The organism is Erwinia sp. V90_4 (assembly GCF_029967685.1).
In the GTDB taxonomy this organism is placed as follows: domain Bacteria; phylum Pseudomonadota; class Gammaproteobacteria; order Enterobacterales; family Enterobacteriaceae; genus Erwinia; species Erwinia aphidicola.
On the sequence record NZ_JASCAQ010000002.1, the window covers coordinates 1 to 12,469 of the forward strand.

Sequence of the window (12,469 nt, forward strand, 5' to 3'; positions counted from 1 at the left end):
TCTGTCCTGCCACAGGGACACTCGCCCCGAATCTGATTTATTCAACAAAGCCCGGAAGAATAGTAGCAGAACGAATGGATAACTCGGACTTATGGCAACTGGTTGGTGACTACAAAAAACCGCTGTTCCAACACTGTGCTCCGCCTTGGCAATCCTGTCAGATAGGTGACTATTTTAAAAGCTATTACATTATCGCCCCATTAAGGTCAGATAAGTAATGGATGGCGGGATTTTTCAATAAGGAACAAACATGGCTGACTTGTTTATTGCGACTGAAGGCGTGAAGGTAGTGAAGGACAGCGCCAGCCTGTGACCGCAGATCATCACGGCGGTTTCATCCGTTGGTGCAGCGCTGGGTGGTGTCAGCCTGACGCATCACTATACCCGCAAGCGTGAGGAAAGAGCAGGTGCTGCGAAAATGGAAAGTGAACGCCTCTTTATCGCCACCGAGCTGGTTTTTATGCTGGAACGCTATGCTGCTGGATGGCTATACCTACGCTGGAATGATCTCAGTTCACTTAGCCGGAGTAAAAGACTCCCTGTGTGGGACCTTTCTGCAGCAAGCGGCGACTGGCGTGTTCTAACTCCACGTCTTATCTTCAAAATTCGCTCTCTTGAAGCAGATATTGTTGCAGTAATGGCTCATATTGATCGCTATGAATCTTTTGGTGACGATCCTGCTGATGTACTCAATGATATCTATGTTTATGCTGATTGTTATCAAGCAGCCATAAAAGCTTTCCTGCTGGCCGGAAGATTGCGTAGGGAAGTTAGTCTTCCTGACTCGACTAATCTAAAAGATAAGGCTGGCATTCTGAAGGAATTACGTGAAGAACGACGGCGCCTGTGGACTACAGTAGTACGGCTACGGAGATCAGAAATTAAGGCATTTGAAACATTACGTTCGCAGTTCGAGGGTGAAAAGAGTAGTCGATGACTGGACTGATAACTCACAATTGTCAATATTCGCAGACGGCTTTACCGGTGGCTATCGACTACCCTTCAGCTCTGGCGCTGCGTCAGATGGCCATCGTTCAGGATGAACTGCCGAAATACCTCCTGGCGCCCGAGGTCAGTGCGCTGCTGCACTACGTGCCGGAGCTGCACCGCAAAATGCTGTTCACCACTTTGTGGAACACAGGCGCGCGTATTAATGAAGCGCTGGCGCGGACGCGCGGTGATTTCAGCCTGGCGGCGCCCTACCCCTACGTGCAGCTGGCCACCCTCAAGCAGCGCGGTGAAAAAGCGGCTCGCGGCCCGGGCAGGGCACCGTCAGGAGTGGTACCTCACCGCCTGGTTCCGCTGTCCGATCCGCAGTACGTGGCCCAGCTGGAGATGATGGTGGCCACGCTGAAAATTCCCCTCGAGCGGCGCAGCCCGGAGACGGGACGCGCGGAACGCGTCCGGCTGTGGAGCATCACTGACCGGACGGTCCGCACCTGGCTGAACGAGGCCGTTGACGCCGCCGCTGATGACGGGGTGACGTTCTCGGTACCGGTGACGCCGCACACCTTCCGCCACAGCTACGCCATGCACATGCTGTACGCCGGCATTCCGCTGAAGGCGCTGCAGAGCCTGATGGGGCACAAAAGCATGAAGTCGACCGAGGTGTACATGAAGGTGTTTGCGCTGGACGTGGCCGCCCGGCACCGGGTGCAGTTTCAGATGCCGGGTACTGAAGCCGTGGGTATGTTGAAGAGTATTAAAGGGTAATATTGTCAGGACCTGGAAACTGAACTGCACGGCATTAGCGTGCAGTACGGTGACTACTTAGTTTTACTGAAACAGGCGCCGACAATGAACGACACCAGCAAAGATAAACATGCTCCTGCGATGCTGGCATACGAGGCCATTAACTCAATCTGATCCCAGAATGGATTGTCCGAATTAACATCCTCATAAGCTATGGTCAACCCGACTGGTGCCTTTGGAATGTAATCCGACGGTGCGACTAGGCAGGCGAGAATGTAAATCAGCATAGCCACTGAATGTCCCTGCAGTGCCCGGGAGTTTTCATGAGCGCAAGAAACTATGATCCCAATTATTGCCTGGACGATACAGGCAAGCAGCATGCCCGTTGTCCAGGGTATTGAGGACTTTCCCTCATGCACCAGTACAAGCGAATAAATACATCCCAGTGCGAGACTTGACAGGAGAGTGACCAAAACTCCCGTCATGGAGATATATCGTGACTTACGAATTCCAGTTATATGACGTACCATCAAAGCCCCTTACGATGATAGACACAGTAGTTTGACAGCAACTCAAACGAAAGCGCAACGAAGTGATCTGCCAAATCCTGACCGTGAGATTGAGTAATAAATAATACTTCACACGTATGAAGGATTATTTATTCAGATATCCTTCAAGTGCAGCCCGAACCAGCGCGCTAACATTCTTAGGCTCAATGCCGTTACGCTTGTTATTCAGAGCAAGATCTTCGCATTGCCTGAGTAAAGACTCCGGAAGAGAGATGGTTGTTCTGGCCAGTTTTTCAGGAGACTCAATGGGTCTTATGTCGTCACCGTAGGGCTTATCGGCCAGCATACTTGCAAGCTTGTCCGCCTGATCTTCAGAAACTGAAGTTACCGGGCGAGTAGCTTTACTTTTATCACTCGGTTTTTTTAGCATCCGAACACCTCATTCAACAGTGAAATAACTTCTCCCTTAGCCTTCAGGTTATCCGTTTCCAGTACGGACTTACCCTGAGACATTACATCCCTGTATACCTTGCGATAGCACCCGACGGATTCAAGAGGTGTCAGGGTCTCAAACTCTTTCACGTACTCTAGGAATTCATGACGCTCATTACCCTGTAATAAAGGGTTCGTGGTGGCCATCGTCTGGTAACAGAATACCTTCAGGTCCGGATTAAGATCTCGTATTGCTTCGATTTGCTGGCGCAGCTCTTCCATCGTATCAAGATCCAGCTGGGAGCACTGGTGAGGAGCAATTATCTGGTGCGCTACTGTTCCGCCAGTGATCAGTTCTCTGCTGTTCCGTCCTGCAACATCCACGTTAACGTGGTCATATTTTTGATCCAGGCTGCGCAACGTTGAGGAGATATTGTCGCGTTTTTCAATCAGCGTACTACGCGGGGACAACTCTGCTTCTTCCCTTTCGGCATACCACCGCGAGGCTGAACGTTGCGCATCTGCGTCCACGAGGCAGACGTCTGAGCCTCTCAAGGCCAGCCCAATAGCCACATTTATTGCTGTGGTAGTTTTAGCTGCGCCACCTTTGTTACATCCAATAATTGTAATCATATCAGCACCATTGTTTGTTTTTCTCAGCTGCCGACGTGGCAAGCTAAGTCTGTATGAAATAATACTTCATTATTCATAAGTAGTAAATGCTATTTATGAAGTATGAAGTATGGTGTGCGAAGGGAGGTTTAGATAAGCTGTCTTTTAGGTGTGAAGTGTGAAGTGTGAAGTATGGGGTGTTAGGTGTGCGGTGGCGAACATGAGCGTCTGAGAGTTTAAATATTCGTAAGTACTATTTTAGTTGTGCAACCGGTATGTCCTTCCATCTTGTGGTCCACGCCGGTGAAAGCATCTCTCGCTTCATCTGCCACTCTGGGGCTGTTCCTTGCCCGGCAAACCACAGCTTACCAAGTCCTGAGTTATTGACTTTGTCCAGCACCGACATCAGCTGCGCGCTGGCAGGGCGCGGCGGCGTATCATCGAACAGACCCAGCTGAGCCATTGCTCCCGAGCTGAAGTCTACCAGCATGATGCCAGCCTTTGCATACCTGTGGCCATCGCGCCAGATGCGCTCGAGACAGCGCATGGCCACGGCAATGATGTCCCGGGTGTCCTGAGTGGCCACCGTCAGTTTTTCTCCCGCCACGTTACCGTAGTAAGGTTCCCCCTGAGCAAACGGGGAGGTCTTGATGAATGCAGAGATGTGCTGACAGAACTGTCCTTCCTGTCGCAGTTTTTCGGCCGCACGTTGAGCATGGGTGCATACCGCCTGTCGCAAGCTTTCAAGCGACGTGATGCGCTCGCCGAAGCTGCGGCTGCAGACGATCTGCTGTTTTGTCGGAGGGACTTCTTCCAGTGCGATGCATGACTCGCCGGCCAGTTCCCGCACGGTACGCTCAAGCACAACGCTGAAATTTTTCCTGATGAAGGCCGGATTACTACGGGCAAGATCTAGTGCCGATATTATCCCCATTGCATTGAGTTGCTTACTGAGCCTGCGCCCAACCCCCCAGACTTCTTCAACCGGCTGACGTGAGAGCAGCTTGTCCGTTCGCTGAGGGTTGCCCTTAGTCAGTGCCAGCACGCCGCCAAACTGCTTCCATTCCTTGCTGGCCCACTGGGCTGATTTTGCCAGTGTTTTGGTTGGGCCCATTCCTACGCCTACGGTTAAGCCTGTCACAGCCCTGACCCTCTCACGAACGCGGCGGCCGTAATCTTCAAATGACTCTGTGCGGTCAATGCCCCGTATATCCAGGAAGGATTCATCGATGGAGTAGATTTCCGTGGCCGGTGCCATTTCTTCCAGAACCGTGGAAACCCTGACGGACATGTCATGGTTTATGTGGAATACAAAATCAAGAAAAAACGGCTCCTGAGAGCCGTTTATGTGATCAAATGAGTCTTATCAGAAGCGCCAGCTAAACCCGGCGTTGATGCTGTTGTCCTGATGGTGCTGCGACAGCAGCCCGCCGTAGCCCAGCGACAGCGTGGCGTTTTCGTTCACCGCCACTTCCGCCCCCGCCTTCAGCACCATGCCGTCGCGCGACACCGGCACGCTGTCCACCACGAACGGCGCATTGCCGCCGTTGAACCGCAGCCCGGTGCCTCGCTCCAGCCCGCCGTACTGGTGTTGCCATCCCAGCTCGCTGCGCAGCGCCACCGTCGTGCCCGGGGTCACCTGCCACGCGGTGTCCGCACGCAGCCCCAGCGTCGACACCGTCGCATCCGTGTGCTGCTTGTCGCCGCGCAGCGCCGCCGCGCCGCCGCTTTCCGCGATGCCGTTGTTTTCGAAGTTCACGTACGCCAGGTTGACGAACGGCTCCAGATTCAGCCACTCGCCCCGCACGCTGTAGCCCGCTTCCGCGAACAGTTGTTCGGTGCGCGCGCTGTACTTCGCCGTGTCACGGTCCGACTGCATCCCGTAGTTCACCGACCGTTTGGTGTCGATGCGGTGCCAGGTGTAGCCCGCCCCGCCACGCAGCGCCAGTGCCCCGAACTGCTTGTCGCCGTACGCCGCCAGGTGGTAGTTGTCGCTGTCCGACTTCGACCCGTAGCCGCCGTGCAGCGAGGTGCGGGTGTAGCCGGTCGCTACCCCCAGCCGCCAGTCGGCCGCCGCCGCCGCCGCCGAGTCCAGCCCCACCAGTACCCCGTAGGTCGAGGCCTGATAACCCGTGGCGTTGGCGTCGCCCGACGCGTGGTCCCACGCCCCCAGCAGCTGCGCCCAGGCGCCGTCCTCGTCCGCCTTGATGGCCGACGAGCTCGCCAGCCCTTCCGCCTGACGCAGGCGCCCGTTCAGCACCTCACGCAGGTAGCGGCTGTCGTTCACCAGCGCCGACGCGATATCCGCATGGATTTGCCCCGACAGCTGACGGAACGCCTGCCGCGCTTCGCCCGCCGTGCCGCTGCCGAGCAGGCTCTCGTACACCGGGTTGCCCGCCGCCAGCGCATCCGCCGCTGCCGCCACCGCCCGCTCGTTCGGCGTCTGTGCCACGCTGGCGAAGCTCGTGCCGTTGCGCCCGACGCTCAGCGTCACCCCGGTCGGCTGGTAGCTCAGCCCGGTGCCGAGGAACAGGTAGTTCGGCGCCACCGCGTCAAACTGCCCGCTCACCCCCTGCTGCGCACTCAGGATGGTGTACTGCTGGCCCAGCAGGCTGCGCACCTCGCTTTGCGTCAGCAGGTTGGCGCTGTTCTCCAGCGTCACCGCCACCTCGCCGCCGCCGATCGTCGCCGCTCCGCGGCTCTGGATCCGATCGCTCTGGCCGTTCGGCCCCACTTCCACCGCGTAGCGCGAACCCGGCTCGAAGCTGACGTTGCCGGCCACGTTCAGGGCGCCAATCGAGTTGCCCGGCGCCACGGTGCCGCCGCGGCGGGCGGTCAGCGAACCGACCGTGCCGCTGCCAGCAAGCATGCCACTGCTTTGCACGCTAACGTCAGAGGAAACAGAACCATTAACGATCAATGCGCCCTGATTAATCAAGGTGGGTCCGAGGTAGGTGTTTTCACCGGTTAATGCCAAGGTACCCGCCCCCACTTTGGTTAAACCACCGTGTCCGGCAATATCATTTGTCCAAGTATCATAATCACATTCGACACCGCTACAGACACGTTGATTGCTGGTGCCTGGCTCAACGACAGCTCCAACGCCAGGGATGTTGGCGATAAATTGCGTTTGCTTATAGGAGCCCTCGACATAGACATCTTTGGGGATATCTGCTGCAGTGACAAACATTTTAGGGCCCTCAATTGCACTGCGTAAATTCAGTTTTCCCCAGCCGTATACGGCATCTATTCCCTTTTCTCCCAGGTCAGTAGCGGTTGTGAGCAGCACGCTCGCTATTTGAGATGCCGTCATGTAAGGGAATCGCTGCATGAGTACCGCCGCCGCGCCTGAAACCATCGGCGCAGCCATTGATGTTCCTGTTTTTTCCCCGTATGTAGGTATCACCTTCTTTTCACCTGTCTTGCCGTAGAGCACATAGTCCGTCTGCGCTGCCGTGCTGTAAATATCGCTGCCAGGGGCAGACAGACAATAACTTGCGGTATATCCACAGCGTGTGGAGGACGTATGCAACTCGTCATCTTTGGTCAGATTAGCGGTAATGATGAAATTATTTAATGTATCCGGGAAGAAATAAGGAATTGAAGGCTGTAGTACGGGCTCATTATAGTTATTGTAATTCCCTGCTGCAAAGACAATCAATTTCCCGGCGCGTGCCGCACGCAACAACGCGGCATACTGCTTATTGAGCGAGTCCATGTTTGATGACGGTATCGGGCTTTGGCTTAATTTATCGATGGCAGCGATATCGTCCGATGAAAACGCATTGAGCGAATCCTCCTTGGTGAACTGGACGTAGAATGGTCTGCCGTCGGGCAGGAAGATAGGCTTGCCATCACCATCCTTATGGATTGGAATAACCGGACCCCAGCTGTTATTGAAAATGCGCGCATTGCTTTGTATCAGTGTTTCAAAGTAATTGTTATTTGAGTTTAAAAACTTAGCTGAGATTAGCCCGGCATTATACGCCACCCCATGCATTCCCTGGCCATTACGGGCCGCGGCCGCTATCCCTGCCACATGTGTCCCATGGTCACCAAAAATAAAATCACCGAATTGTGGGAAATCCGAGATACCTGAGAAATTGTAGGGGTCGCCTGCATCGACCTTATTGAGTTTCCCGTCAAACTCCGGATGTGGGAATACTGACTCATCAAAAATACCAATAGTAATGCTTTCGCCCGTATACCCCCGGGCATAGGCATACTGTGCGTTAATTGCCCTCAGTCCCCACTGGCGGCTAAATTCGGGGGTCAGCCAGGAGTCCGGCACGCCAGGGCGCCCGGACTCCTGGTAAATGTTCCCGGTGGCCAGCGCGGCGGCAGGAAAAAACAGGCAACTCAGTGAAGCACACAGCACCGAGCGGAATTGAATTTTCATGTCTTATCCTTAAAACAGAGGAGAGGTAAGTTTAAAATCGCACGTTAGCATCATCGCCTGGTAGTTCTACACCACCGCACAAATTTTACACTGTGAAATTTACTTATATATTTATGAACAAAGGTTAAACATTCTGTTATTATCTCAAAACAAGAAGTCATCCCGCACGATACTTCTCCTCGTCGGTGAACGCGCATGTATAACGCTTTTGGCGCTCTACAGTTCATGGTTAGGAGATTGAATCGCCTCTTTTGAGAGCGACTGTCCATGAATTTAACCGCGCTTTTTCCCTTCTGTGACGTGCTTATTCATTAGTATATGTATGAAAATACTGACTTTGGTGTGTTTTTAACCGGAAAGCCACTTTTCAGGCGCACTGATCCAATTCAGGCATTCGTAACCATCGCTTTTTCTCCATTCCACGCAGCCTTTTTGACAGCAATTCCGTTGCATGGGTACCTGCCTGAGCGCCGGCAAAACGCAGTCGGTCGCCACACAGGATACACTGGTACGGGTCGGTACCCAGGAACGCTTTCATCAGCACCGCGAAGCCCGGCTTCTGCGGTTTCTCGCGGACCGTCATTTCCAGCGCTTCGTAAACCTTCGGCAACAGCGAGCCCCGCTTGCGGTTCGCCAGAAAGCCGTAGTAACGCACCATTTTAAAATGCCGGGACGGAATGTGGCTGACGTAACGCCACAGCATCTCCTCCTGGCTCAGTTTCTGCCGTTTGTGCTGCTGCGTGTTGTGGTCGTAGTACTGATGAACGACCGAGCCGCCACGGTAATGGCGCAACTGCGAAGCTGCGACCGGCGGACGTTTCAGATAGCGGCCCAGGTATTTCACGCTGCGCCAGGCACCGCGGGTCTTTTTGGCGAAGTGGACCTTCCAGTGGCGCTGATATTGCGCCTGCAGGTAGCGCTTCCACTGCTTAACATCGCGGATATGGCCGAGGCTGGGCAGCTTACCGGGATTGACCTGATCGTATCTGTCACGCAGCAGACGGATCACGGCACCGCGCCAGATGGCTTCAACCTGCCGTTTTTTGAAGAACAGATCACGCCAGACGCCGCGTCTGATGTCGAGGCCGCCGCGGGTAATTGAGACGTGGATGTGCGGATGCTGATTAAGCTGGCGTCCGTAGGTGTGCAGCGCGCAGAAGATGCCGACTTCGATGCCCAGCTTGCGCGCGTGCCTGAGCATGGCGCGTATGGCGCAGCGAAAAAGGTCGTTAAGCAGCGGCCAGTTATTATTGAAGAACGGCCACAGCAGGTGAGGCATGGTGAAGGTGATGTGCTGCCAGTCGCAGTCGGGCAGAACGTGCTGCTGTTCGGCAATCCACTGTTCGGTGCCCTTGAGGCCACAACTGCTGCAGGCCCTGGACTTGCAACTCTGGCAGATAAAGCGAGAGTGCGTGCAGTCAGACGAGCTGCAGCAATAGCGGCGAACGCCCATGGCGCAGGTACCGCAGGCAAGCATGCGCTCAACGAAGAGTTTGGTCCAGTCGCTGAGCTGATGGCCATTCTTCTCAAGGAAGCGATCCCAGCCGTCATCGTGCTGGAACAGGAGCTTTGCGGGTCGCGGTATGTACATGAAAGACAGTATAAAATATGGCGATGAGGGGGGGAAGGACTTCGGCTGCGTAGCAGACGAGCTCACGCCGCAGGCGTGCTATTGTTCGACGTCAGCCAGAAGTTGTTTGGCCACGCTGCGGCTCTCATCCTCAAGCTGTTTCATATGGAAAAACATCGCATCCACCAGGTTATCGCTGAACTGCCGATAACGACCCCATGCATAGCACAGCAGCCAAAGGCGGGTTTAATCGGGCTTTAGATCACGGAGGTCATAAACGGCATAGAAAATTGCCAGACTGGCGTACTAAAGCAGATTCTGCTGAGAAATATTCAGCGCCGGCAGAATGTCACAGGCTTTGCGGTGCAATGCTGTCAGCATGGCCCGCTTTTCCCGCTCCTGAACCATCTGATGCCAGCCGAAATTACGTGCATCCTGCCTGAGGATCGCCAGCCGGGAAAGGGTATCATCGCGTTCAAACAGCGTGTTCAGACCATAGATAGTGGCGTCATCAAGCCGCTCCGTCAGGATACGTCCCAGCCGCTGCCTTTTATCAGAAAGCGTCCGGCTTACCAGCTCCTGGAGCGGGGTATAGCCGGGCGGATGATTTTGTGCGCATTGAGCAAGATGAGCAACCCCGCGGCGACAAAACCGGGAGTGACATCGCGGTGAACAATCTGAGCGGCCTGTTGTTTAAGCGCTGAAGACAGTGCCTATGACCACGGGCGGTAACCATACAGTGCGCATGTTTTTTCCCGCCGAGCATTGCGTTCGTGCTTAGTGGGTAGTTTGTCCGGAAGTAATTATCCGGGAAAATAACGACTCAGGGCAAAGCTGCAGTCGTCCGGAATTTCATCCCACCCGAAGCGGAAAACAGGTGCTTGGCTCTAAAGTAAGCGATCTGAATGATGCAATACATTGCGCGTGAATCCCCCGACAGCTGCAGGCCAGCGCCAGTTCGGATTCATCCAGCGCCAGAAACTCCAGTCGCTGAGCATCATCGAAATCCGGGAGAGAATACAGAGCTTCCTGCTCGGCACTATTTAAAACTGCAAGTCGATCACTTTTGCCTGTCGCTTTGCTACGAGTTGTCATTATGACTCCTAAAATAATGTCCGTAAGAGGATCGCTCTGCGGACAGTAAAAAATGATATTTGTGCTTCAGTTAAAATCACTGCTGACCTTGGCTCACATAACTGGTACGGTATCAATCTCTTTCATGGTCCTTTAAACATACACATTTATGACTGAGATACGGATCGGGTATACCCGATGCTCCACTGATAAGCAGAATTTGACCGCCTAGCATGAGGCGTTGATGAAACTCGGTGTTTCCCAGATAGAATTTACAACGATAAAGGACTGACCGGTTCAAATCGGCAACGGTCTGGACTGGATCAGGCGCTGGCCGCCGTTCGCTATGGTGACACACTGGTGGTGCCGAAACTCGACCGCCTAGCCCGGTCGGTACCAGATGCCCGCCAAATCGCTGATGCCCTGCAGGCCAGGGGGTTAAATTGGCACTGGGCACCAGCCTCTATGATCCAGCAGACCCGATGGGGAAAATGTTTTTCAGTGTGCTGGCGATGTTTGCCGAATTTGAAGGGGATTTGATACGTCTGCGTACCCGTGAGGGCATGGCCATTGCCCGTGCGAAAGGAAAACTGCGAGGGAAGCAGCCGAAACTGTCTGAAAAACAGCAAAAAGGGGTCTGCCATATGCGGGAAACCGGCCAGTACTCGATAAGCAATCTGGCAGAACTGTTTTCTGTTTCACGCCCAGCGGTTTACCGAACACTTTCGCGGCATACATTAATTTTGGCAATATAAAACTTCATAAAGCAGCCCGCAGGCTGCTTTATCAGATTATTTACAATCGTCGGAAATCTTTACCAGAGTGGCTTTGAGAACGTCCTCATTCTCAGAAGCAAACACAGCAATTCCCTTTACCGGTTTTCCTTCTTTCAGGGAACCAGAGGTTAAAACCTCATCAACAGTATCGAGTTTATATTCTCTCTTGTCTGGAGAGTAAGCCTTTAGGCAAAGATTTGATAAATCGACACTATCAGCAGATAATTTTGCTAAGGATATCTCAAAGGTTTTGGTGTATGCAGTTTTATCACCAATGGATATAGACCCCTGAGATTGTTCAGTGGAGTATACGGCGACATTACCAGGAATAGAGGCGTTTGCTGCAAAGCAAAAACCGGCCAGAGTTAAAGATGCAAAGATAGCAGAAACCTTCATATCAATTCCTTTTTGTGGGTTAGTTATCTGGATTAATTCACGTATGCATGATGCAGCACCATGATAATAATATAAAACTCAAACTAAACCACGCGTAAAGATACATCAATTCCTTTCGTCGGAAATTTCGGCGGTTCCGGCGTAGAACCCTAGCACGGGGTTCCGTTTATCGGCGCGGATTACGACACGGATAACTGGTTTGAGCGCGCCAAAGGCATGGAATGCGAGCAAGAGCGCGGCATTAGGTGCACAATGTGTTTTGACATGCGCTTTGAACGGACTGCGCTATACGGCGCTGAGAATGGCTTCAGCGTGATCAGTAGCTTACAGGGCATTTCGCGCTGGAAGAATATGCAACAAATCAACGACAGCGGACACAGGTCGTTCAGCTGCCGCGAGAGCACTGATTCAATCAGCGATGCCGTTATCGGCTTCTCTCCGGTCTGATAACCGGCCTCCATGGCCAGCGTCAGATGCAGCTGGATCTGCAACGGCGTGCGCAGTTTCTCAGCCAGCAGTTCGATGGCTTCGGTCATCAGGATGTCTTCCGGTTAGCCGTGTTCGGCGATGGCACTGAGCAGCCAGTGAATATATTCCCGCTGGCTGCCGGTGATGCCGTCCAGGATAAAGATATCGGTACGTTGACCAATTTCTTCCATGGTCGGGCGGCGCAGATCGTTACACAATTTGGAGTGACCGGCCAGCACGACCAACAATCGGCCCCCATCATTTACCACGGTTTCCATCAGCCGCTTGAGCCCGATAAGCGTATGACCGCTCAGGTCGTGCGCTTTATCGACAAACAGCGCCATCAGACGTTTGCTCTTCTTTACCAGTTTCTGCAGTTCCCGTTCACGCCGTTCACCCTGCTTGGGGATCTGGACCACTTTGTCCTGGGTCAGATCGTAAAAGAGCGCGTTAATCAGCGTGGCGAGCTTGATGTTCTGCTTTTCTACGGCTTTGTTGATTAAATCGAACTTTTGCTGAGTTGAAGGATCAGATCACACAT

General features: G+C 53.6%; 7 protein-coding genes and 6 pseudogenes. 5 read left to right on the forward strand and 8 right to left on the reverse strand.

The window, feature by feature from the left end:
- From QLG07_RS01960 to QLG07_RS01970, 3 genes and pseudogenes are all read left to right on the forward strand, one after another.
- Window positions 1-218 (forward strand): annotated as a pseudogene (locus QLG07_RS01960) (hypothetical protein); the annotation flags it as partial.
- Between the two features lie 200 nt (window positions 219-418).
- A complete protein-coding gene (locus QLG07_RS01965; protein WP_282468337.1) occupies window positions 419-937 on the forward strand; it encodes a hypothetical protein in 519 nt (172 codons plus the stop codon).
- A complete protein-coding gene (locus tag QLG07_RS01970) occupies window positions 934-1,713 on the forward strand; it encodes a site-specific integrase (protein ID WP_282468338.1) in 780 nt (259 codons plus the stop codon). Before QLG07_RS01965 ends, QLG07_RS01970 begins: the two co-directional genes overlap by 4 nt.
- 633 nt (window positions 1,714-2,346) lie before the next feature.
- Here the strand turns inward: QLG07_RS01970 and QLG07_RS01975 are convergent.
- From QLG07_RS01975 to QLG07_RS02000, 6 genes and pseudogenes are all read right to left on the reverse strand, one after another.
- Window positions 2,347-2,631: a hypothetical protein gene (locus tag QLG07_RS01975; RefSeq protein ID WP_282468339.1), complete on the reverse strand. Its 285-nt coding sequence runs from the start codon at window positions 2,629-2,631 to the stop codon at window positions 2,347-2,349.
- A complete protein-coding gene (locus QLG07_RS01980) occupies window positions 2,625-3,266 on the reverse strand; it encodes an AAA family ATPase (RefSeq protein ID WP_282468340.1) in 642 nt (213 codons plus the stop codon). Before QLG07_RS01980 ends, QLG07_RS01975 begins: the two co-directional genes overlap by 7 nt.
- A gap of 232 nt (window positions 3,267-3,498) precedes the next feature.
- A pseudogene (umuC, locus tag QLG07_RS01985) lies at window positions 3,499-4,542 on the reverse strand (translesion error-prone DNA polymerase V subunit UmuC); the annotation flags it as partial.
- Window positions 4,543-4,611: 69 nt separating this feature from the next.
- The gene (locus tag QLG07_RS01990; RefSeq protein WP_282468341.1) at window positions 4,612-7,644 is read right to left on the reverse strand and encodes an autotransporter serine protease; all 3,033 of its coding nucleotides are present in this window, start codon (window positions 7,642-7,644) and stop codon (window positions 4,612-4,614) included.
- A gap of 367 nt (window positions 7,645-8,011) precedes the next feature.
- Window positions 8,012-9,235 carry an IS91 family transposase gene (locus QLG07_RS01995; protein ID WP_282468342.1) on the reverse strand — a complete coding sequence of 408 codons (1,224 nt, stop codon included), beginning with the start codon at window positions 9,233-9,235 and terminating at the stop codon, window positions 8,012-8,014.
- 102 nt (window positions 9,236-9,337) lie between these two features.
- Window positions 9,338-10,309: pseudogene (locus QLG07_RS02000) on the reverse strand (DUF4158 domain-containing protein); the annotation flags it as partial.
- Window positions 10,310-10,532: 223 nt separating this feature from the next.
- On the opposite strand from QLG07_RS02000, the pseudogene QLG07_RS02005 reads away from it, so the two are divergent.
- A pseudogene (locus tag QLG07_RS02005) lies at window positions 10,533-11,043 on the forward strand (recombinase family protein).
- A gap of 36 nt (window positions 11,044-11,079) precedes the next feature.
- Here the strand turns inward: QLG07_RS02005 and QLG07_RS02010 are convergent.
- Entirely contained in the window at window positions 11,080-11,460 is a 381-nt protein-coding gene (locus QLG07_RS02010; protein ID WP_282468343.1) for a DUF4354 family protein, read from the reverse strand.
- 153 nt (window positions 11,461-11,613) lie between these two features.
- On the opposite strand from QLG07_RS02010, the pseudogene QLG07_RS02015 reads away from it, so the two are divergent.
- Window positions 11,614-11,844: pseudogene (locus QLG07_RS02015) on the forward strand (epoxyqueuosine reductase QueH); the annotation flags it as partial.
- Here QLG07_RS02015 and QLG07_RS02020 read toward each other — a convergent pair.
- Window positions 11,832-12,419, reverse strand: a pseudogene (locus tag QLG07_RS02020) (AAA family ATPase); the annotation flags it as partial. The pseudogenes QLG07_RS02015 and QLG07_RS02020 overlap by 13 nt on opposite strands.
- Window positions 12,420-12,469 lie beyond the last annotated feature (50 nt).

Bases quoted from the DNA above. Each gene is read 5' to 3' on its own strand.
- QLG07_RS01980 (WP_282468340.1), bottom strand. From the start codon at position 3,266: ATGATTACAATTATTGGATGTAACAAAGGTGGCGCAGCTAAAACTACC.
- QLG07_RS01995 (WP_282468342.1), bottom strand. From the start codon at position 9,235: ATGTACATACCGCGACCCGCAAAGCTCCTGTTCCAGCACGATGACGGC.
- QLG07_RS02010 (WP_282468343.1), bottom strand. From the start codon at position 11,460: ATGAAGGTTTCTGCTATCTTTGCATCTTTAACTCTGGCCGGTTTTTGC.
- QLG07_RS01970 (WP_282468338.1), top strand. From the start codon at position 934: ATGACTGGACTGATAACTCACAATTGTCAATATTCGCAGACGGCTTTA.
- QLG07_RS01975 (WP_282468339.1), bottom strand. From the start codon at position 2,631: ATGCTAAAAAAACCGAGTGATAAAAGTAAAGCTACTCGCCCGGTAACT.
- QLG07_RS01990 (WP_282468341.1), bottom strand. From the start codon at position 7,644: ATGAAAATTCAATTCCGCTCGGTGCTGTGTGCTTCACTGAGTTGCCTG.
- QLG07_RS01965 (WP_282468337.1), top strand. From the start codon at position 419: ATGGAAAGTGAACGCCTCTTTATCGCCACCGAGCTGGTTTTTATGCTG.